Annotated in this window: 20 protein-coding genes; 19 read left to right on the top strand and 1 reads right to left on the bottom strand. The window is 44.7% G+C overall.

Annotation, left to right across the window (positions count from 1 at the left end; genetic code table 11):
• The first annotated feature begins 231 nt into the window (after positions 1 to 231).
• The 4 genes from ABID13_RS26625 to ABID13_RS26640 all read left to right on the top strand — a co-directional run bounded on the left by ABID13_RS26625 (position 232) and on the right by ABID13_RS26640 (position 2,488).
• Positions 232 to 846, top strand: a complete 615-nt coding sequence (locus ABID13_RS26625) for a hypothetical protein (protein WP_048931373.1) — start codon at positions 232 to 234, stop codon at positions 844 to 846.
• Between the two features lie 38 nt (positions 847 to 884).
• Positions 885 to 1,484, top strand: coding sequence for a PrsW family glutamic-type intramembrane protease (locus tag ABID13_RS26630; RefSeq protein WP_276325557.1), 600 nt, complete (start codon positions 885 to 887; stop codon positions 1,482 to 1,484).
• 106 nt (positions 1,485 to 1,590) lie between these two features.
• On the top strand, positions 1,591 to 2,136 hold the full coding sequence (locus ABID13_RS26635) for an RNA polymerase sigma factor (protein ID WP_242849334.1): 546 nt from the start codon (positions 1,591 to 1,593) through the stop codon (positions 2,134 to 2,136).
• A gap of 1 nt (position 2,137) precedes the next feature.
• The gene (locus ABID13_RS26640; protein WP_048931371.1) at positions 2,138 to 2,488 is read left to right on the top strand and encodes a hypothetical protein; all 351 of its coding nucleotides are present in this window, start codon (positions 2,138 to 2,140) and stop codon (positions 2,486 to 2,488) included.
• Between the two features lie 106 nt (positions 2,489 to 2,594).
• Here the strand turns inward: ABID13_RS26640 and tnpC are convergent, their stop codons facing one another.
• Positions 2,595 to 4,031, bottom strand: coding sequence for an IS66 family transposase (gene tnpC, locus ABID13_RS26645; RefSeq protein WP_156200259.1), 1,437 nt, complete (start codon positions 4,029 to 4,031; stop codon positions 2,595 to 2,597).
• Between the two features lie 477 nt (positions 4,032 to 4,508).
• Here tnpC and ABID13_RS26650 point away from each other — a divergent pair, with 477 nt between their 5' ends.
• From ABID13_RS26650 to ABID13_RS26720, 15 genes are all read left to right on the top strand, one after another.
• A complete protein-coding gene (locus ABID13_RS26650; protein WP_048931370.1) occupies positions 4,509 to 4,853 on the top strand; it encodes a hypothetical protein in 345 nt (114 codons plus the stop codon).
• An 18-nt stretch (positions 4,854 to 4,871) separates the two neighbouring features.
• Entirely contained in the window at positions 4,872 to 5,291 is a 420-nt protein-coding gene (locus tag ABID13_RS26655) for an ATP-binding protein (RefSeq protein WP_082174029.1), read from the top strand.
• A 9-nt stretch (positions 5,292 to 5,300) separates the two neighbouring features.
• Positions 5,301 to 5,663, top strand: a complete 363-nt coding sequence (locus ABID13_RS26660; protein WP_048931368.1) for a DUF1292 domain-containing protein — start codon at positions 5,301 to 5,303, stop codon at positions 5,661 to 5,663.
• A gap of 14 nt (positions 5,664 to 5,677) precedes the next feature.
• Positions 5,678 to 5,950, top strand: a complete 273-nt coding sequence (locus ABID13_RS26665; protein ID WP_048931367.1) for an STAS domain-containing protein — start codon at positions 5,678 to 5,680, stop codon at positions 5,948 to 5,950.
• The gene (locus tag ABID13_RS26670) at positions 5,943 to 6,800 is read left to right on the top strand and encodes a CPBP family intramembrane glutamic endopeptidase (protein WP_048931366.1); all 858 of its coding nucleotides are present in this window, start codon (positions 5,943 to 5,945) and stop codon (positions 6,798 to 6,800) included. The genes ABID13_RS26665 and ABID13_RS26670 overlap by 8 nt, the downstream gene beginning before the upstream one ends.
• A complete protein-coding gene (locus tag ABID13_RS26675) occupies positions 6,794 to 8,800 on the top strand; it encodes a type IV secretory system conjugative DNA transfer family protein (protein WP_048931365.1) in 2,007 nt (668 codons plus the stop codon). The genes ABID13_RS26670 and ABID13_RS26675 overlap by 7 nt, the downstream gene beginning before the upstream one ends.
• Before the next feature lie 5 nt (positions 8,801 to 8,805).
• Positions 8,806 to 10,365, top strand: coding sequence for a hypothetical protein (locus tag ABID13_RS26680; RefSeq protein WP_048931364.1), 1,560 nt, complete (start codon positions 8,806 to 8,808; stop codon positions 10,363 to 10,365).
• A gap of 19 nt (positions 10,366 to 10,384) precedes the next feature.
• Complete coding sequence (locus ABID13_RS26685; protein WP_354021336.1) at positions 10,385 to 11,740, top strand: Mbov_0396 family ICE element transmembrane protein; 1,356 nt, start codon at positions 10,385 to 10,387, stop codon at positions 11,738 to 11,740.
• 60 nt (positions 11,741 to 11,800) lie between these two features.
• Positions 11,801 to 13,690, top strand: coding sequence for an Mbov_0396 family ICE element transmembrane protein (locus ABID13_RS26690; RefSeq protein ID WP_048931362.1), 1,890 nt, complete (start codon positions 11,801 to 11,803; stop codon positions 13,688 to 13,690).
• A gap of 3 nt (positions 13,691 to 13,693) precedes the next feature.
• Positions 13,694 to 16,381, top strand: a complete 2,688-nt coding sequence (locus ABID13_RS26695; RefSeq protein WP_197092229.1) for a VirB4 family type IV secretion system protein — start codon at positions 13,694 to 13,696, stop codon at positions 16,379 to 16,381.
• Between the two features lie 21 nt (positions 16,382 to 16,402).
• Complete coding sequence (locus tag ABID13_RS26700; RefSeq protein WP_048931361.1) at positions 16,403 to 17,146, top strand: transporter substrate-binding domain-containing protein; 744 nt, start codon at positions 16,403 to 16,405, stop codon at positions 17,144 to 17,146.
• A 3-nt stretch (positions 17,147 to 17,149) separates the two neighbouring features.
• The gene (locus ABID13_RS26705) at positions 17,150 to 17,428 is read left to right on the top strand and encodes a hypothetical protein (RefSeq protein WP_048931360.1); all 279 of its coding nucleotides are present in this window, start codon (positions 17,150 to 17,152) and stop codon (positions 17,426 to 17,428) included.
• A complete protein-coding gene (locus ABID13_RS26710; protein ID WP_048931359.1) occupies positions 17,425 to 18,468 on the top strand; it encodes a hypothetical protein in 1,044 nt (347 codons plus the stop codon). Before ABID13_RS26705 ends, ABID13_RS26710 begins: the two co-directional genes overlap by 4 nt.
• Before the next feature lie 29 nt (positions 18,469 to 18,497).
• Complete coding sequence (locus tag ABID13_RS26715; RefSeq protein ID WP_048931358.1) at positions 18,498 to 18,800, top strand: Mbov_0395 family pilin-like conjugal transfer protein; 303 nt, start codon at positions 18,498 to 18,500, stop codon at positions 18,798 to 18,800.
• A 96-nt stretch (positions 18,801 to 18,896) separates the two neighbouring features.
• On the top strand, positions 18,897 to 21,215 hold the full coding sequence (locus tag ABID13_RS26720) for a hypothetical protein (protein ID WP_156200255.1): 2,319 nt from the start codon (positions 18,897 to 18,899) through the stop codon (positions 21,213 to 21,215).
• Positions 21,216 to 21,219 lie beyond the last annotated feature (4 nt).

Below are 21,219 nucleotides of genomic sequence, written 5' to 3' on the forward strand. Positions count from 1 at the left end.
GCAGGCAGACTTTTCAGTGCGCCTTCCGGGCGCAAGCAGGTAACAGCCCCTTATAGGGGCAGAACAAGCCACCGGCTAAGCCGGTGGTCTTGACTAGTTCAATTATCATCGTGTCACTACACTAGTGGTTTCACGTACTTAGGGCTAGCTGTCGCTCTAGCGACTTGGTACAATGAAATAAAATACGAAGGCCTTTCACAAACAGAGGATGAGAACAGGAGAGTATAGAGAATGAATTTTGAGCTGATTGACAATTTATTTCAGGTGAGCATATTAGCGGCTGTATCATTTGCATCAATTATTTTGACGATCCGTTATCAGGAACGCCGCTTCATGATTCTTGCTTTTGCATATGCAAGTTTCTTGATGGGAACGCTCTATTTTGTACTATATCTGGCAATTATCGGCAATATTCCTCAAGTGTTTTATGTTTCGGAAATATCCTGGCTGGCATCTTACCTGTTTTTTTTGTCTCTGCAGATTCTGCGTACGAAAAATATGATTATTTATTTTAGCTGGTCGTCAGCTGTCGCTGCGTTCGTTATCGCTGTATTAGTTATGTATGTCGGCATGCTTGGGCCATCCCGCTTCGTTTCCGGAGCTTTTGCAGTAACTATGGCAGCTCACACGTATCTTACCTCTTTTCACCTGTTAAAAACGAAACCGTTACCGAAAGTGGATATGTGCTTCCTCTTATGTATCATACTGCAGATGCTTTTGTACATCGTTTCCTGCTTTATGCCTGATTTTACTCATTTTAATCTTTATTTTGCTGTGGACATAATCCTTACCATAATGCTCGCAGTTCTTCTTCCATTAACATACAGGGAGGTGACCAGGCAATGACCTATATCGAAAATATTTTTATTTGCCTTGCGATCCCAATGTTTTTATCGTTGTTTTTTACCAAAGGAAGTACCCGTACGTATACGATATTTGTGATTGCGGGAATGGGGATGTGTCTTCTTTCTGCATATGTCAACAGCTTTTTTATGGGGCTTTACAGAGCAGATATCATGATTACAGCAATTGAAATTACACCATTCTGTGAAGAGGTTATGAAATTGCTTCCGCTCTTGTTTTTCATTTTGATTTTTGAGCCGGATAAGAAAGATCTGCCAGCCGCAGCGATTGTGATCGCGATTGGCTTTGCAACGTTTGAAAATGTCTGTTATCTAACGGAAAACGGAGCAGAGAACTTTTCGTTTCTCCTGATCCGCGGATGTTCCGCCGGTGCGCTTCATTTTTTATGCGGCATCTTCATCGGATACAGTGTTTCCTGCGAGTTTAACAACTTCTGGCTGACATTGACCGGAACGATAGGAGCCCTTGGCGCCTGTATTGGATTCCATGCGATCTATAACCTTCTGATCACGGCGATGGGAATCTGGAGAAGCGCCGGGTATTTCTTTCCATCTGTGCTGATCATCATTTTGTTTGTGGCAAAGAGGCTGCTTCCCAAGCTGATGGCATCTGTAAAATAGGCAGGACAAAAGGTAGTTGCAAAGTCAACATAAATCTGATATATTAATCATTGTTGAAATTTGGATCAGTTCCTACGCTTTCAGACAGAAGGGAGAAGCATTTCCTGTGGTATCTATATCAGATGAAGCAGCTTACAGACAATATTTTAACGGTGATGAAGCCGCTGCTGACCTCTTAATAAAAAAATACGGTGATCCGTTGGTCTTCTATATCAATGGATATATTAAGGATATCTATGAATCAGAAGACCTGATGATAGAAGCGTTTTCCAATATGTTTGTAAAAAAGCGTTCTGTTGATGGACCGGGAAGTTTTAAGGCATATCTTTACAAGACTGCGTACAATTTGGCGCTTCGTCACAATCAGCGACACCGAATTCCTTTTCTCCATCTGGATGAGTTGAGCTTTGAGCCTCAGAGTGAGGAATTAGTGGATACAGAGCTTTTTCGAAACGAACAGAATCTTCAGCTTTATCATGCGCTTGGGAAATTAAAAAAGGAATATCGGGAAGCGTTATATCTTGTATACTTTGAAAATATGAGTTATCGTGATGCTGCAATTGTCATGAGAAAGAGTGAGGCACAAGTTACAAAATTAATTTATTATGGCAAACAGAATCTGAAAACCTTTCTTGAGCAGGAGGATTTTTGATATGCGGACATTTGAGGAACGAACTCGCCTGGTACATAAAAGAACGGAAGAATTACGCCAAAAAGAATGGAAACGGAAACAGGCGTTTTTTGATACAGCTGTTACAGCTGTATGTCTTATTTTAGTGGTAGGTGTCAGTTTATCCGTAACTGAGATGATGAAAATGATTTCAACAACGGGAATTCCTCACACCTCCGGTGCGGCCAGCATTATTGGAAATCAAGTATGGCTTGGATATATCGTCATTGGTATTTTTTCTTTTTCTCTTGGTGTCAGTTTAACAGTCCTGCTGTATCGTCTGCACCTGAGAAATAAGCGGAAACATCAGAACAACACAAAATCAACGAAATAATTTTCAGGAGGCTGTGAAAAAATATAGCCTGTAAAAAAGAAGGACCAGGAGTTCACAAAGAATCCAGGGTCCTTTTTATTTTTTTTGAGTAACTATTCAGGACCCCCTATGCGAAGATAAAATCCGGGTTGCCTGAAATTGCATTTTTGATTGCTTCATAAGCATTGTATCCCTGCTTATGAGCCGCCCCGATGTAGGACATGATTTTCAAATAATCTTTGGCTCCTTCTTCGGTGCGGAAACAGCCGGATACCTTAGTTTTTACCTTTATCATTCGGACATCACGTTCTGCCTGATTGTTATCAAACGGAACCTGGAAGTTGTGGGCAAAAAGGCAGACTGATGCCTTGTAATCAGCAAGACGGTCTACTAAAGGGAGGATTTTTCCTTTTTTCTTCCGTCCACGTTTTTTCTCAGTAGTCTCTGGAAGTGGGTTTTCCTTTCTGCCCATCTCGATAAGTTCAAGATACTTCTTATCGAATTTATGAAGGTAATAATAGCTCAGACTTTCTTTGCCTTTTGCTATTGCTTTTTCTTTGACCTTTTTCATTTCCATCAAAAGGTCGATAAACGCAGCTGCCCATTTCTGATCAGGATGATTTTCTGCTATCCCGGTCAGTTCTCGGAGAAGATGAGCGCAGCATACCGCATGCTGGATATCCGGATAATTCCAGTAGGATGCCCAGCAGTCATGCATGGCGATGCCTTTGAATTCCGTGAGGACACCACACTGCTCCATGCCCTTAAATCCACGTTTAGGGCTGATATCCAGATAGGTGTATTCGCAGTTTGAGGCATTATGAACCCACCAGAGTTTTTTATCCACTCTGGTGCCGGTCTCGTCAAAATGTCCAAGTGCAGAGTCCTTCATTCTCTGCTTGATTTTATCTACGGTAGCACTAAGACCATCCGCACATCGTTTTACCATGTTGCTGATGGTTCTCGTTGCAATCGGAATGTTAAATACTCCGGAAAGTATTTCGTGAGTGCGTTTGATACTGACTGCACCTACGGTGTTTAATGCTACGGACAATGCCTGAAGGTTTTCACCATACTGTACAGATGCATTTACATCGGAAGGAAAATCTCCTTTGCGCGTGCCTCCGTGCAGCATACAGATCGGGATCTCCAATGCCTGATGCTCGACCACATTTACAGTAACAACAGCATCAATGACATTACGTTTTTCAGCAATACATGCAGTACCTTTGCACATTTGATAATATGGACAGCCTTCACATGCAGATGGCATATGTTTTACTGTTTCATCCGGTGCTGTGGTCACAGCCAGACGAGTGCCTTGATGTCCGTCCTGTCCGCCGACTTTTTTGCCGGAAGATTTACGCAGGCTCGTTGGAGCAGGTTTTTTATACCCATCACTTGAAGGCGGCTTGGAACTGCTTTTGGAGTTTTTATTAAGCTGCTCTTTCAGTCCCTGAATGGTCTGATTGAGCTGTGCAATCAGTTGTGTCTGCGCGTCGATTGTAGCGGTTAATGAATTAACTTGCTGTAACAGCTGTTCGATCATTTCGTCCTTTGTCAATCAGGCCACCTTCTTTCGCTAAAATTTGATACTTCTATTTTAGCCGAAAAAGGCAAAAAAAGCGAATTTACAAAAAAGTCCGTATGGTCAAAATGACGGTGGACATGTATCAAAAACAAACCAAACTCAGGGATAAAATCCTTATAAAATACCGGAAATTCAATGCGAATGGCATTTTGTGGGATTTTCGGATAAAGTTATTCACAATCCATAATCGGTTGAAACGGTAGCAAAAAAGTTATCCACTTTTGCAGTAAAAAGACTTTAAAACAGAAATTTTATTTTTCTCTGTTTTGACCAAAAAACATTGCATCCTAACTGGGTGCTGAATAGTTACTTTTTTGAAATTTTTTAGAATTTTGTCTTTGGGGTGGAAGGATTTTGGGTTTTTTGTATTTTAATAAATAAGAGGATTTCATATCATAGTGTTTTCATTAGAATGTTCCGTCAACGAATATCATAGGAGGAGGAACTTTCATGACAGACAGGATGGAAAATCAGATAAGGGAAATTCAACGCAGGACGCAGCAGAAACGACACCGGTTGGAAAACCGTTTATTATCTGTTCTGACAGGAAGTTGTCTTTTTTTAATCACCGGTATTTGTATGATATTGGAACGTGTAAAGGTGCCCGGTGTTTCAACCGTAACAAACGGGTACAGTACTGTTTTGCTGCAGGAAGGCAAAAGTGCATATGTTGTTACCGCAATCATTGCGTTTTGTTTTGGTGTGGGAGTAACGGTCCTGTGTATTCGATACAGGAACAGACAAGAACACCCTGAAAACCATAGTGATAAACGAACAGAAACTCTATTGAAATAAGAATTGCCTGGAGAGCCAATGATGAATAGCAAGACGGTAACAGCTAAAATAGAAAATCTGTCAGAAGTAATGGATTATATTGATGGATTTCTTTTTGATTCTGTCTGTTCAGAAAAGATAAAGGATCAGATACGTGTCTCTGTGGAAGAGTTGTTCACGAATATTGTTTCATACGCATATCCAAACGAACCGAGCGGAAAAGTTGTGATTTCCTGCGGGATTCTTGTCGAATCCGGTACAAGAATGCTGCAGATTTCCCTGAAAGACTGGGGGATTCCCTATAATCCGCTGGAACAGCCGGAGCCGAATTTCGATATACCGTTTGAAGATCGCGGCATTGGCGGGCTCGGCATCTATATGGTGCGACAGTTGATGGACCAGATGGATTATTGTTTTTCTGATGGCTGCAATCAAGTACTACTCAAAAAAATACTTTAGGGAGGGCATATGGGACGGCTTTATGATATCGCGGAGCTGGAAGCCAATCTTTTTCCAGAGAAAGATTTTGAAGAAATCGAAACAGGCAATGTGCAGATAAATCAGGAAGAAAGCGAATTCCCGGCAGAGGAACTGGAACTGGAGCTGGAAAATGGTGACAGGTTAACATGTGAAGTGGTTGATGTCATTTTTGATGCCGGGCATGAGTATATGATGCTTCATCCAACGGATGATACCGAAGGGAGGGTACATCTGATGAGAATGGAGGCGGGGGAAGCGGACACACTTAAGCTTTCTCCGATCAAAGAGGAATCCGAACTGCAGTCTGTAATAAAGGCATTTCAGAAACTATATGAAAATGAAATAGAGTAAAGGAAATTTGAAATATGACAGAGATTAGAACGTTAAAGCGGATCGATGCAGTAAGTGCACCGAAACTGGATGCACAGTTAAAGGAGCTTCAGGCATCCGGAGAGGATGAAATTATCGTGGATATGGAAGAAACCACCTATATATCTTCCGTTGGACTTCGGGCATTTGCTTCTGCTCAAAAGAAGATGAACAAGAGCGGAGGCTCTATGATTTTAAGAAATGTACAGCCGTGTATCAAAGAAATTTTTGAGGTTACAGGTTTTGGAGGAGTGCTGATCATTGAATAGTAGAGAAAAAGACTCTGCGGAGGGATTGTCTAACCAACAGAAGATATGGAAAAGCACCGGCGTTCTGCTGTATTCGCTCCGCCCCCTGCTCTTATATATTATTGTACCGGCACTGGTGACGATGCTCGGTAATATTTTGATTGGTGGACGGGACACAAGGGAAATCATTAAGGAAAGCGGCAATTTCTACTATACCCTGGGAATCATTTTCACGTTTCTTATTCTGTATCGGCAGAGTAAAAGGCGGGGCAGCTTCCTGCAGGAAGATGTCACTTTGGAATACAGGGGATTGGAACGGAGAAAGCTGCTTTATCTGATCGGAATCGGATTTGGGTTTGGTTTTTTCTTTTCCGCAGTCATCACGGTGGTACCGTTTCCGGAGGTTCTCATGCAAAGCTATATCAGCTCTTCGGAGGCAGTGAAAGATGGAACGGATCCGATTTTGGCATTATTATCCACGATTCTTCTGGCTCCGGTGGTGGAAGAGATTATTTTCCGGGGATATATGTTAAACCGCCTTCTTGGTTGGTTTAATGAGAAATATAGTATTTTGATTGTATCGGTTGTTTTTGCATTGTGTCATGTATCGCCCATCTGGATGGTTTACGCGTTTATAATGGGAACCCTGTTGGCGAAGGTGTCTGTTGAGGAAGACAATATTGCGTATTCCATCGCACTGCATATGGGGTTTAATCTCAATGTATTGCCGATCTGGGTGATTAATCATATACCGGCATGGAAACAGATGCTTTTTTCCAGTCATGGTATGATCGCACTTTACGGGGGCGGATTCTGTTTATTGGCAGTGTGGCTCCTCAAGTCATACAGAAAGGAGACAACATTATGGTAAAGAAGATTCTGCTGGGAATTTTCGCCTTTATTTTGTTCACAATCTTACTGGGGTTTGGTCTCAACACTCTGTTTTTGATTCTGGTGCCTTCCCTGTTAGGCATATATGATGGAAGCCTGATCGACTATTCCCTTTTGTTTCGTTTGGATACCTATCTTTATGGTGCAGTGGCTGCAGTTCTGCTGGTGCTGCTGGTACTGCTTTTTAAACGGCCTTCAGCGAAAAAAGCAAAAAAGCTGATGAAGTCCAAAGCGAAGGGGTTTGAAAGTAATCTGGAAAATTCCCGTTTCATGACCGACAAGGAAAGGGATTTCAATTTTACTCCGTACAAATTCACAAAACTGAAGGAATCAGAAAAGGACGGTATTCCGGTTTACGCACAATATAATAAGAAAAGGAAGGAACTGGATATCAATCTGGCATCACCGATGCATGGACTCATTATCGGTGCTACCGGCAGTGGTAAGACGACCACCTTCATCAATCCAATGATTCAGATCCTTGGTAATTCTTCCGCCGGTTCTTCCATGATCTGCACAGACCCAAAGGGAGAACTGTTTCAGCTTCACAGTGAAATGCTGCAGGAACGCGGATATAAGGTAATGGTTTTGGATCTGAGAGATCCGTACAGCTCGTTCCGCTGGAATCCGCTGGGGGATATCTATGACCGTTATCAGGAGTACCTCCATACGGGAGATGAGATTTATAAGCATTTTGATCCGGTGACGGAAAACGAACTTGAACTGGTAAATCCGATAGAGAGTTATGGGGAAGAGTGGTATGAATACGAGGGAAAAGCGTATGCTGTGCGCAGGGAGCTTCTGACTTACCTGAAAATAACCAGACAGAAGATTTTCGATGAACTTTATGAGGACTTAAACGACCTAATCAGTGTCATCTGCCCGATTGAATCGAAGGATGACCCGGTTTGGGAGAAGGGTGCCCGTTCTCTGATTATGGCGGTTTGTCTGGCCATGCTGGAAGACAGTGAATATCCGGAGTTGGAGATGACCAGAGAGAAATTCTGTTTCTACAATATTAACAAAGCCATAGGCAATTCCGATAACGATTATGAGGCGCTGCGAAACTTCTTCAAAGGCCGTTCTCCATTATCCAAAGCGGTTGGATTATCAAAACAGGTTCTTTCGGCGGCTGAGAGTACTTTGGCAAGCTATATGTCGATTGCCTTTGATAAGCTGTCTATGTTCAACGATGAAGGTCTTTGTTCTCTTACATCCGCTACGGATATTGACCCGCTTCAGTTTGCGATGGAACCGATGGCACTGTTTTTAAAGATACCGGATGAGAAAGATACCAGACATGCGCTGGCAGCTGTATTTATTCTTTGTATCTATAAAGCGCTGATCAAAGTAGCTTCTTCCCGAGAAGATTTAAGTCTTTCGCGAAATGTATACTTCATTCTGGATGAATTCGGAAATATGCCGAAGATCGATAAGTTTGACAAGATGATCACCGTCGGTCGAAGCAGAAAAATCTGGTTCAACATGGTTGTCCAGTCTTATGCACAGTTAAACAACGTATACGGGGATACGGTAGCCAATATTATTAAGAGCAACTGCGGTATGAAGATGTTCATTGGTTCCAATGATATTGAAACCTGTGAGGAATTTTCCAAGTTGTGCGGAAATATGACGGTTTCCACCTCCAGTATTTCCACAGCCATGGGAGATAAGGCCGGTAATATCAATGTGTCCAGCCAGCTGCAGACCAGACCATTGATTTATCCGTCTGAGCTGCAGAAGCTGAATAATAAGACTGACACCGGCAATGCAATCATTGTTACCTTCGGCAATTATCCGCTGAAAACAAAATTCACACCGAGTTATAAATGTCCACTGTATCAAATGAAGATGATGGATCAATCGGATATCCGTATGAATGCATTTTTTGGTGACGATGTTTACTATGATCTGGAAGAACGGAATTACATTGCAGAATCAATGAGAAATCAGGAAGTACAGGAAACACAGGAGGGATAAGCAATATGAGAATAGGCAAGAAATGGGCGATTGCTCTGGCTGCGACATTGATGGTCAGTACGGTTTCTGTGAGTTCCTATGGCGCAGTCATTACATACACTTCGAAATATTCCGACAGCACCTCTTCCGGTCAGGAAAAGGAAGAAAAAGTCGGACCCGGATTTCAGTATCTGGATGAAGCATCGGAAGCGATTGAGGAGACAACGGAGTTTGCAGGACCGGGTGTGAAAAAAGTAAATTTAACAGAACACTATCACGAAGATTTTAAAATCTACGAAGAGTCTATCGAGAATTTGTTTTTTATCTATACCAACGTGGCCAACGGCGGAATAACCAATGAGGCAGTTTTTCTTGATATTCCGTCAAACATACTTTATACCATGGAAAAAGACGGAATAGCGATGGAATACACTTCCGGCCAGAACATAGGGGCAAGAGGCACTTATGTTCTGCGGCTGACAGCGGTGGAAAATCCGGAACTGCCGCTTTCGGAGCAGAGGGAATATCAGACCGTGTTTCGGTTCCTTATCCAGGATAAGCCCCCGGAAGCAGAAACCGAAACAAATGGAATCGTAGACAATGCAGCTGATTCACTTTCTGCAAATTCCACGGCTGTTCTGGATCTGGAAGCACTTGAGGCAGAGGCAAGGAAAGAGGAGATCTCAAAAGCCCCGTCAGAAAGTGATAAAGACTTGCCTGCTGAAACAGAAAACAGTACTGATCAAGCGCAGGGCGAGGCAACTACAAGTGATAAGTCAGAAGAAAATCTGAATTCAGAAGGATCCGCAAATGAAAAAGAGGAGTCTTCCCGGAGGCAGACGTATGATCCAATGATCGGGAAATATCGGGTGACACTGGAAAACGGAGTTGAGCTGATATCTACCGTTCCGGAAGGCTACATTGGTCCGGACTCTGTGGAGATTACCGTCACGGGTGATGCACCATCGGAAATTGAGTTATATCGAAACGATGAATTACAGGAATTTGTGAATGGCAACAGCCTGATGGATACGGGAGTGTATCGTCTGGAGGCAGGAGGAGAAGCTTACTCCTTCCGGATCGTATCGCAGGCCTCTGATCTGGAATATTACCCGGCACCGGTTGGAATGCGCTTTACAAAACTGTTTCTGGGGGATGAACCGCAAAGCCTGCAGTCGGATCAGCTTCTGGTTATGGAATCGGATGGAACCTACACAATTTTTATGGAAGGAGATGCGGGAGATGAGCTGGAGGTCGTGCTGAGGAAAGACACGGAAGCACCGGAGGTTCAGGTGACCGTAGATGGCGGAAATGCCAGTATCCAGTATCTGTCGGATGACATAACTGACATTGCCCTTGTAAAAGATGGGACAAATGTTGACGGATTCCACGGCACGATGATTTCTTCCCCGGGCAAGTACCAATTGACGGTATCAGATGCGGCTGGCAATGAGACGGTCAGGGAATTTGTGCTGAAATATCAGATCAATCTGTATGGGATTGCAGCTGTATTTATGTGTATCCTGGTGATAGCCGGTGGTGTAGCATTTGTCTTCCATACGAAGAGAAACATGAAGATCCGTTAAATGTGGGGTGAGTGCTTTTATGCAATATGCCTATCTTGGTTTTATAGAATCACTGCAGTCAATCTTTCGAAAAATCTTCGAAACGGTATTGGCACCGATTCTGACCGATATTCTGACTATATTTGTTAATTTTGTTACGAATGTTGTCTGGAATCTTCTGGCAGAACTGTTGATTAATCTCTTCACGGCTCTTTGTTCCGTCATTGATTTTATTGAAAGTATATTTAACGTATTCTCCGGAGTCACGCCGGTGACGGTTTCAAATCAAAGAATGACTCTGCTACAGGCAATGTTTGAGATGAAGGGAATATCAACGGCTTTTCTGTATATTACCGTGATGGCTGTGGCGATTTGTATCATTTTTACAATTTATAAGACCGTGAAATCCATCTCTGACATGGCACTGGATGATAGGAATCCTATCAGCAAGGTGATGACAGATGCGATAAAGGCTGCTGTAACCTTTATGATGATTCCGTTTCTGTGTGTATTTCTGCTCCAGATGTCATCCGCAATTACAAAGCAGGTGAATGTTGCATTTTCAGCCGCTCAGGGCACCAACGGAAGCATCGGCTCCATCGTATTTCTGGCAGCCGGAATGGATGCAGACAAGAGTACAACAAAGGCTAAGGATATGCTTACCGGCCAGATTGAAAAGTCTGCCGGTCGGGCACCGACTTTTTCTGACAGTATCCGGGGACCGTATATGGATGGCACAAGAGACTATCGGGATTTGGCACAGGTAAGAGCGGATTTTCATATATCAAATTTCGATTATATTATCGGCTTTGTCACAGCGATTCTTCTGATTCTGATACTGGCAGCGGTGGTATTAAAGTTTATCCGGAGAATCTTTGAATTGCTCTTGCTGTATCTGGTGTCACCGTTGTATGTATCAACGATTCCGCTGGATGACGGAGCAATCTTTGCCAGATGGAGGGAGCTTTTTATCGCGAAATTTTTTTCGGGCTTTGGTTCGATTTTTGCGATGAAGTATTATCTGATGGTGGTTCCGCATTTTACCAGCTCCAATCTGATTCTGTATGATTCAAAACTGCCCAACGGCACGATGATTGATAACGTGCTTCGGGTCTTCCTGATTGTGGGAGGCGCCTGGGCGGTGTATCACGGCCAGACCCTGATTATGGATATTCTGGCGCCGCAGATTTCATTCGAAGAAAAGCAGATGGGATTAATGGTAACCGGACTCCTGACCAGAGGAACCACCATGGCCTTGTCGGCTGCCCAGATGGGAGCAGCAAGCGCTGCGGACCACATGAAGGGTGCCGCCGGGAAGATGGGACAAAGGGCCGCGTCAGGGAAATCCGGGGAAAAAGAAGGCGGAGACAGCGGACAGAAATTTACGGGGTCCTGAGACAAATAGACGAAGCATGTAACGCATGAGGATCATGAAGGAAAGAGAGGTGGAGACTGAATGGAAATGGCGTATCTGGGATTGTTCCAGAAAATATTTAACTGGGTACTGAATCATATTTTTGATCCGGTATTTAAATGGCTGTCTAAACTGTTGTCAACGGCTCTTTCCTGGCTGTTCAATGAGCTCCTGGCCGATATCCTGCTTCCTGTTCTGAAGGATACGGTTGACTATTTTATAGAAATATTTATGGATATCTTCTGTGGAGTGATCTACGGGTTGTTTTCAGGAATATTAAAACTGATTGATTATCTGGAGATCGCCTTTGACGTATTTATCGGCGTCCGCGATGTATCCTTCGGAAGCAAAGGCAATAAAATCACCGGAAGCCTTCTGGAAGTACTGTTCCAACAGGAGACGATCAATAAGACGTTCTGGATCTTAACATCGGCCGGTCTGGCAATTGCTTTGCTTCTGACGATTTACATGACTGCCAAATCTGCATTTGATCTGGATTTTGATAATCGAAAACCGGTGTCAAAGGTGCTGGCTTCCATGATGAAAACATTTGTACAGTTTTTTGCCGTGCCATTTTTTGTATGGTTTGTAATCGAGCTTGCTTCAATTATTCTGGGCTCGATTACATCTCTGTTAGGTGGGCAAAGTGAAACAACGCTTGGAAGAATTATATTTGTCATTTCTTCCTTGAATGCGGCCCTGGATTCTAATTACAATGCGAACAGCAACATATCTGGAATCATACTGGGAACAACCAGCGATGACATGTACCGCTATCCGTTTTACAGCATGAATGCCATGGATGCAAAGGATTACGGAGATATCAGCGTAGTTACGAATTCCTTTGATCTGTCAGAATTTGACTATTTGGTCGGATTTATCGCGGCGATTTTCCTGTTTTTTGTTCTTGCCGCCTGCCTGCTTAGCTTTGTGCAGAGAATTTTTGAAATCATTCTGCTTTATATCGTATCTCCTTATTTTGTCAGCACCATACCGCTGGACGATGGGGAGAGATTTGGAAAATGGCGCGAATTATTTGTTGGAAAGACATTTTCTGGTTTTGGCTCTGCCATAGGAATGCGGCTGTATTTAATGGTGTGTCCTTTGATTATGAGCGGAAGCATCAACTTTGGCGCCGGAAGCAGTCCCGAAATGGATTATCTCGTCAAATTATTCTTTCTGGTGGGTGGAGCATGGGCTGTATATAAGTCAGGTCCGATGCTCACACAGATTTTGAGTTATCAGGCAGCCCAGACAGAAACGATGACCCAGAGGGCGGCCAGCTACGGAATCCATCAGACCACGAGACAGATATACCGGGGCGGGAAACAGCTGCTCTCATCGGCTCTTAGCGCAAAGGATTCGCTTGACGACAAGAAAAAGCAGGGAACTCCGGATGAAAAAAGCGAAAAGTATACGGGGAAGGAAAACGGTGCCGGAAAACAGAGTGGTTCTGCAGGATCCGGCGGCTCCTCCGGCAAGTCGTCCGGTGGCTCCTCCGGCGGTGGCGAAGGCCAGAGCAAATGGGCGAAGTCTTCTGGCTCACAGAAGGCAAAATCCGGGAAATCCGGCAGCTCTGAAACACAAAGGAGCGGAGTTAAGATCGGCTCTCATCGGGAAGATCGGGGAAGACTTGCGAACAACTCTCATCGGGAAGATCGGGGAAGGCTTTCGATCGGCTCTCATCGGGAAGCCAGGGGCAGGCTTGAGCTCGGCTCTCACCGGATGAACAGCCAGGCAGGCAGAAACGGACAGCAGGACGGAAGCAATCGTCAGAATTCCAACGTCCAAAAGATCACTGTGATACGGGAAACTCAGATTCGAACGCGGGTAGTACACGTCAGGGACAGCGGCGGTAATGCAGTACCCCGGTACAGCAGCTACAGCAAATTGGAAAAGAAAGCAACGAAACCGGAAACCGGGAGGAAATAGAGCATGAGAATTATTCCGAAAAAAACAAAGGTATCAATGGAATTCTTTAAGGGTATCGAAATACCGGATGTGCTGGTTGGTACGGTTGGAATTACGATTGTCATATCCGTGCTGTTCTCGAATCTCCCGTATCGAATGGGGATTGCACTGGGAATTGCAGTTCTGTTTGGAACATCGATCATTCCGATCGATGGAGATAAGGGCTATCGGCTGATCTACAATGTATTAAAATACCGGACCCGATATCGGGTTTTTAAGGAAGAGCCTGCAAAAAAGGGAGAAGCGGCCATCAAAGATATTACTCCGTTTACCGGTATTGACGGCAGCTTCATTGAATATGGCGGAGAATACTACGGTATTGTTGTCAGCATTCCGGATATCGAATTTAAATTTTATACGGAGGCAAGGCAGAACCAGATGATCGATCACGTCTTTGGCTCAGTACTCCGTACAATATCAGGTTCCGAGTCAGCGTCTTTGATCAAAATTGACCGGCCGATTTTATACGATTCTTATCTGGCGGCGGAGGATCGCAAGCTGGCAGAATTGAGAGAGGCATATATCAATGGTCTTCTCAATGAGGAGGAGCTGACAACCCGTGTGGGAATTATTCAGGACCGGAAAGAGCAGATTCGTTTCCTCAATGACCGGGATAAGGTGTATGCACCCTTTTATTATCTGGCGTTTTTCCACAAGGATAAGGAAATGCTGCTCAGTCAGGCACGGAATATGGTCAATACCATGTCGGTTGATAACTGGAACTGTAAAATTCTTTCGGAAAAAGAACTGGTTGTGTTCTTAAAATATAATTATACCCTGTTTTTTGATGAAAGAGAAGTATATCAGCTGACCAAAGATCAGTATATGGACTGGATTCTTCCAAAACAGATCAAAATCAACAGCCGCACGGTTCAGTATGACAATATTGTGACACACAATTTCAGAGTGACCGATTACCCGACTTTGGTGGGAAATGCCTGGGGAGCGAATCTGTTTTCAAGACCGGACACCAAGGTGGTTATGAAGATGCAGATGGTCGATCAATATAAGGGAATCCGCCAGATTGACCGCGCCATCGATGAACTGAGGGAGCAGAGCAATTCCACAGGAAAGACCAGTAAGCTGATGGAGCTGCAGACCCATGTGGACACTCTCATCGAAGTTCTGGCCATGCTGCAGAGTGATAATGAAACGCTGCTGGATGTGAACATATTTGTAACTGCATACGATTATGAGTTATCAGAGCAGCTGGTGAAGCCCGGGAAGAAAAAGGCAACCAATTCGATTGCATCAATGAAGAAACAGATCAAACGCTCCTTATCGGAGGAAAACTTCAAATCCTCCGATAACTATATGCAGCAGTTTGAGGCATATGTGTCCACACAGGTTTCCGGCTGCGATGCTTATAAACACTACAGCAGAGGCATCCACTCCACCTCCGTTGCCGCTGTGTTCCCGTTCGTCAATAAAAACATCTGTGATCCGAACGGTGTCTGTATCGGAAAGAACAGAGGGAAACCGGTATTCATTGATTTCTTCGTGAGAGATAAAGAACGTGTCAACAGCAATATGGTTGTTATCGGTAAATCAGGAAGCGGTAAATCCTACGCAACCAAGACGATTCTGGCAAACCTGGCAGCGGACAACAGTAAGGTCTTTATTCTGGATCCGGAAAATGAGTATTACGGTCTGGCAAAAAACATGAACGGAAAAGTCATTGATGTGGGAAGTGCGACGCAGGGACGATTAAATCCGTTCCACATTATTACCAGTCTCTCTGATGATGAAGAAGAGACCGACACCATCAATACCAGCTTCTCCACACATCTGCAGTTTCTGGAAGAGTTTTACCGCCAGATTCTGCCGGGGATTGAATCGGACGCACTCGAATATCTGAATAACATCACGGTTCGCATGTATGATGCCAAGGGAATCGATGCGGAAACAGATTTGAGCAAATTGTCAGCAGAGGATTATCCGATTTTTGATGATCTCTACGACAAGATATTAAATGACTATCAGATGTCCTCCAGCGAATACGGAAAAGAAAATCTGAGAGTATTGTTAAACTACATCTCCAAGTTTGCCACCGGAGGCAGAAATTCCCTCCTTTGGAACGGACCCTCCTCCATTTCCACCGATGAGAACTTTATTGTATTCAATTTCCAGTCGCTGCTGGCCAATAAGAACAACACCATAGCGAACGCACAGATGCTTCTGGTACTGAAATGGCTGGACAATGAGGTAATCAAAAACCGGGATTATAATATCCGCTACGGTGCGTCAAGAAAAATCATTGTAGTCATCGATGAAGCCCATGTATTCATTGACAGCAAATTTCCCATTGCCCTGGATTTCATGTATCAGCTGGCGAAGCGGATTCGTAAGTACAACGGTATGCAGATTATCATCACTCAGAATATTGCGGATTTTGTCGGTACAGAAGAGCTGGTTCGAAAGTCATCGGCAATCATCAATGCCTGTCAGTATTCCTTTATCTTCTCGCTGGCGCCCAACGATATGCATGATCTTTGTAAATTGTATGAGAAAGCGGGAGCCATCAATGAGAGTGAGCAGGAGGAGATTGTTAATAATGGACGCGGTCATGCGTTCGTGGTCACCTCACCGTCTAACCGTACGGGAATCGAGATTGTGGCATCGAAGGATATGGAGCAGTTATTTACCGTTTAGGCAGGAAGGAGTAGAAAGAGGATGAAAAAGAATCATAGATGGAGATTCCTGGCTGCTCTGCTTGCGGCGGGAATGGTACTGACCATCGGCGGGTGTTCCGGAAAGAAGAATGACCGGGTCAGTCAGATCAGGGAGTCCGGAGCCTTCCGGGTTGCCATTGTGAACACGGACAGCCGATATACCGGGTTCAGAGGGGAGACTCCGGTGGGAATCGAACCGGAGCTTTGCGATATGATTGCCCAGGCGCTGGGGGTCACAACAGAGTATCAGGTGATGAGCCGGAGTCAGGCACTTCAGGCTGTGAATGAAGGTCAGGCGGATATTGCGGTTGGCTGTATCAATGCCACCGGCAGACTGGATGATGAATACCAGATATCCACTCCGTATGGAAAGGGCTTTTTCTACGCTGTGACAAAAGCCGGCGATTACGCTATGACGGTTGGAGCTTTGGAGGATTCTCTGGTCGGCGTGGATTCCGGGATGGATGAAGAAACGAGAGCACAGCTCTATCAGGCAAAAGGGATTTCCGTACAGGATTATGAAAACCTGCAGGACGCGGCGGCGGATATAAAAGACGGAACCATCCGGGCCTATATCTGCTATGAAGCGCAGGCAAAGGAACTGGCGCTGGATTCGGAATTGCAGGTTCAGAACTTAATGAATCTGGACGCGGAGGAGTTTGTGATCGTAGCGGGAAAGGAAAGTCAGACACTGATAAGCGGAATCGACATCATTGTTCGTCAGTTCCTGGAAAAGGAGAATTGATCTATGGCATATTTTGACAGTTCGAAGAACAGGGCTTTGTGGGAGATTGAACTGCAGGGACTGAGAAAAGCGAGAGCGGATCGGCTGGCAGGCAAAACCTCCGGTGAGGTCGCGCAAGAGACTCCAAAGGTGATGACCGGCTTTGAGCCTGTGAAGATGACCTATGCCGAGCTGTTAATGGAAGAGGCAGCTTCTGTAAAAAAGACACCACGGCGGGAGCAGTCGTTGATGAGGATGGAAAAACAGGCGGAGAAATCGATGGAGAAAGGCCGATCTTTATGATAAAAAAAACAGTGATGGCAGCGGCTGTGCTGCTGGCGTTCGCCGGATGCCCTGTTTCTTCTGTCTGGGCGGCACCGCAGACAGAGGTGGACGCAGCGGATGATTTTTCTTCGGAAACGATTTCGGACGAAGAGCTGGAGGCGATCGTGAATGAATATCTGGAAACGATGGAACAAGGGGAGGAATCCCAGTATCCGATGACTTCAGAAACGATACTTTTGTCCGGGCTGCCGATGGAAGATAACGGGAAAGGAAAACTGCGATATACACTTCCGAACCGGGAGACATTTGTCGCCTCTGTTCCCAATGGCATGATCACAGAGAAAGCAGTCAGATTTGAATTTCCGGATGGCTTCATTGGAATGGTTCAGGAGGATGACGGAGAGCCTTCGGTGATAAAAGACAGTTTGTTTACAGAACCGGGTGTGTATCAGTTAAAGCTGCTCTTTTTTCAGCCGCCGTCTCCTGAGATTCTGGATAATAACGTGTATGAAGTACACTACTCTTTTACAGTGATTGGTGAGAAAGACCGGCAGCTGGGCGTAGTGACTGCACCGGAGCAGTTTCAGATCTCAGAGGTTATCAAAAACGGCATTCCGCAGTCGGAGGTGAATCCGCAATTCTATTTTTTGATGGAGGACGGAGTATATGAGATTCGCTATCAGGATAAAAACACAGGCACGATTCATCTGAAAACCAATTTTGTCAGAGATACGATGGCACCTTTTCTGGATTTTTCAAAGGACATCACACAACGTGATGTGACAGGACCGGTGGAATTCACAGCATCGGAACCGAACAGTACCGTTACTGTCACCTATAACGGAAGCCGGGGACAGCTGGAAACCAATACACTGACCGCCGGCGGGTTTTACGTACTGGAGGTACGGGATTCGATTGGAAACAGTCGCTGCTATCAGCTGATACTCCGCCAGACGTATAAACTGTTTGATACCCGATTGATTATACTGGCTTTGATCTTTCTGGCAGGACTTGCAGGAAGGCTCCTGTACCTGAGACGAAATATGAAAGTCATATAATAAATATTCTATTACCAGGAGGTACATATATGTTATATACAATGTTAACAGCAACTGGCACCAACCCGTTCCAGACCGTAAGTGAACCGATCATCGGGCTGCTGAATATGGCATTGACACCTGCACTTGGAATCGTAGGAGCACTTGGCGCAATCTACTGCATCATTCTCGGCGCAAAACTGGCAAAAGCCGAGGAGCCGCAGGACAGGGAAAAAGCAAAAAACAGTCTGAAAAATGCGATTGTCGGCTTTGTCCTGATCTTTGTTCTTATCGTAGTTCTGAAGCTGGGAATGGGTGCAATGGAGACATGGATGAACAACACCATCCAGTAATAACTCGTCGGAACAGGACATGCTTTGCGGGGATACGGATTTTCGCCCATTTCCCCGCAGAACAGGTCCAATGCGTTATCTAAGGAGGTGCAGGTTATGAAAAGAGTATTAATCAGTGGAATGCTATGTGCAGTTAGTATTCTTTTCACAGGCTGCAGCTTGCTCTCAGGCACGAACGAGGGAAACATAGCGGAGTCGTATTGGAATATCCCGGAGAGTACGACAGACAAAGAGATGCCGGATTATTATGAGTTAAACGACAATTCGAAATATGAAAATCTGACGGCAAAACGTGCATTCAAGTTTGCGGATACCCATTCAGAGGAAACGAAGGACATAGCTTCTTTTGAGATTGGCACGCTGCTGGATGGTGAAACCTTTCTTTATGGCTATTCGACCAGAGTAAAGGGAGATTCCTCGGATGATACCAGAGCTTATGTGCATTGTGTGGCAGCCTATCAGTATGACACCGGTAGTTTTCATGTAATCCATGAAAATAAATATTCCCGCGCGAAGGTAACAGAAGATGACGAATCGTTTTACCTCCAGATCTGTGATCGGGAAGGCAGCAGTGATCCGTCCATCTTTGTATATGATAATGGAATCGGATACTTATACAAGCTGGATGGAACATTGGAGTTTTCTACGGATATTGAAGGATACGTTCGCTCTCATTTCAGTAAGGCCTATTCAGTCAGTGTGACAAATGCCTTGACGGATGGAGCAGACCGCATCTATGTGGAGCTGACGATTGAAAAAACGGCCATCGATCTGGGGGAAGCAATGGAAGAGAACGAAACCATGTCAGAGGAGGATGCGGATGAGGCTGCCGAGGAGCTGGAAAAGGAAACCGCTGACAAAACAGTGGAACTGGTTTTGTTCTATGATTTTACAGAGCTGGACAGCGATACAACCATCGATCAGACGAATGCCGCACTCGATAATCAGATCAAGGCCTGGCAGAATATGACCAAAGGAAAGACGTATACAGCTGAGCCGGATGCACGTGCAGACTGGGTAACAGCCAGTACCCGTGTCCCAAGTCAGTGGAAGATTGCATTCTTTGATTATATTACTATGGACAGCAAGGCGAAATCCTGGCTCGATTCGAATAAAATAGATTACAGCTCGGTAAGCAGCAATGATATGCCCATTTTAACCTGGAAAAACGGACCGAAATTTGGATCTTTTGATTCAGAGGGATATGTATGCAACTTCCTGCCCAAACAGGGAACCTATCAGGGATTTACAGATTTGAAGGTCAAGACAAAGCTGGAGAACGTGTTCATTCCCCTGAATGGCGAGTATTATGAAGTACACGGAACAACCGGAGATAAAATGAATTATTATGACAGTGTGACTGCCACCAGAAGTTATACCTATGAGTATGAGACAACAACCACCGATCAGAATGGAAATGAAATACAGGAAACCAATACGGAAACAAGAACACAGAGTTTTACCGTTCACAGAAAGAGATATGTTAGGGTTACTGCTCCGTATCTGGAAGGCTACGGAACGCTGAAATCACTGGGAATTGATCATGTGAACGGGGTGGCAGACAATCAGGTGCTCTGCCAGAAGGGAAAACAGCTGTATTGGCTGAAGCGGGATGAGACCCTGACTTCTGCCAAAATCTCGATCGGGGAGGACTATCTGCTGGATCTGGCAGAGGATGGAGAAAAGCTTTACTATCTGGTCTCAACACCGGAGAATCTGATTATCGTGGAACAGAACAATGGTTCTACCAGAAAATGGTTGATTGGGAATGAAAAACTGAATGTGGATGAGATTGATTTATACGAAACATCGAGTGCTGTCGATCAGGCTTATGTGACAGCCTTCGACCATATGACGTCCGGACAGAGTCCCTGGATGCAGATTACTTCCCACCAATTCCAGAAAACAAGCATTCAGGCGGATAACTCCGTACTGCAGCAGCTGAGCGCACAGGGAGTGGATACATCCAGATGTAAGGTAGAGGGCGAGGGCTTTCTGTTGACCACATTCCAGAATGGGCTGCTGTATTATGATTTGGATGCCGGTCTGGCAGTCAATCTGGATGCAGGAACCTGGTATGGGACATGGAAAAAAGGAAACAAATTTGTTTCTGTCGGATTTGAAAATAAGGATACCTCATACAATACTCTGGATGTGGCTTTTGCCAGAGTGAAGGAATATGACTTAAATGAATTCTATAAGGAATCTTTGGAGAATCTGCTTGCGAATGCCAAGAGTCGAAACGAGCAATTGGAAGCCAAACGGGCGCAGGAAATTCAGGAATCGATTGCGGCATCCGCTGCTGCAGAGGAGAACAAAGAGACTGTGGAAGATATGATGGACACCTGGGAAACGCGGGCAGCAGAAACAGATGCCGGCATACTTGAATCAGGGATACAGGAATTAATAGATTAAGGAG

Origin of the sequence: Enterocloster citroniae (genome assembly GCF_040545455.1) — a bacterium.
GTDB classification, from domain to species: domain Bacteria; phylum Bacillota; class Clostridia; order Lachnospirales; family Lachnospiraceae; genus Enterocloster; species Enterocloster citroniae.

Coding starts and splice junctions, on each gene's coding strand:
- ABID13_RS26625 (WP_048931373.1), top strand. CDS start 232: ATGAATTTTGAGCTGATTGACAATTTATTTCAGGTGAGCATATTAGCG.
- ABID13_RS26630 (WP_276325557.1), top strand. CDS start 885: ATGTTTTTATCGTTGTTTTTTACCAAAGGAAGTACCCGTACGTATACG.
- ABID13_RS26640 (WP_048931371.1), top strand. CDS start 2,138: ATGCGGACATTTGAGGAACGAACTCGCCTGGTACATAAAAGAACGGAA.
- ABID13_RS26650 (WP_048931370.1), top strand. CDS start 4,509: ATGACAGACAGGATGGAAAATCAGATAAGGGAAATTCAACGCAGGACG.
- ABID13_RS26655 (WP_082174029.1), top strand. CDS start 4,872: ATGATGAATAGCAAGACGGTAACAGCTAAAATAGAAAATCTGTCAGAA.
- ABID13_RS26660 (WP_048931368.1), top strand. CDS start 5,301: ATGGGACGGCTTTATGATATCGCGGAGCTGGAAGCCAATCTTTTTCCA.
- ABID13_RS26665 (WP_048931367.1), top strand. CDS start 5,678: ATGACAGAGATTAGAACGTTAAAGCGGATCGATGCAGTAAGTGCACCG.
- ABID13_RS26675 (WP_048931365.1), top strand. CDS start 6,794: ATGGTAAAGAAGATTCTGCTGGGAATTTTCGCCTTTATTTTGTTCACA.
- ABID13_RS26680 (WP_048931364.1), top strand. CDS start 8,806: ATGAGAATAGGCAAGAAATGGGCGATTGCTCTGGCTGCGACATTGATG.
- ABID13_RS26685 (WP_354021336.1), top strand. CDS start 10,385: ATGCAATATGCCTATCTTGGTTTTATAGAATCACTGCAGTCAATCTTT.
- ABID13_RS26690 (WP_048931362.1), top strand. CDS start 11,801: ATGGAAATGGCGTATCTGGGATTGTTCCAGAAAATATTTAACTGGGTA.
- ABID13_RS26695 (WP_197092229.1), top strand. CDS start 13,694: ATGAGAATTATTCCGAAAAAAACAAAGGTATCAATGGAATTCTTTAAG.
- ABID13_RS26700 (WP_048931361.1), top strand. CDS start 16,403: ATGAAAAAGAATCATAGATGGAGATTCCTGGCTGCTCTGCTTGCGGCG.
- ABID13_RS26705 (WP_048931360.1), top strand. CDS start 17,150: ATGGCATATTTTGACAGTTCGAAGAACAGGGCTTTGTGGGAGATTGAA.
- ABID13_RS26710 (WP_048931359.1), top strand. CDS start 17,425: ATGATAAAAAAAACAGTGATGGCAGCGGCTGTGCTGCTGGCGTTCGCC.
- ABID13_RS26715 (WP_048931358.1), top strand. CDS start 18,498: ATGTTATATACAATGTTAACAGCAACTGGCACCAACCCGTTCCAGACC.
- ABID13_RS26720 (WP_156200255.1), top strand. CDS start 18,897: ATGAAAAGAGTATTAATCAGTGGAATGCTATGTGCAGTTAGTATTCTT.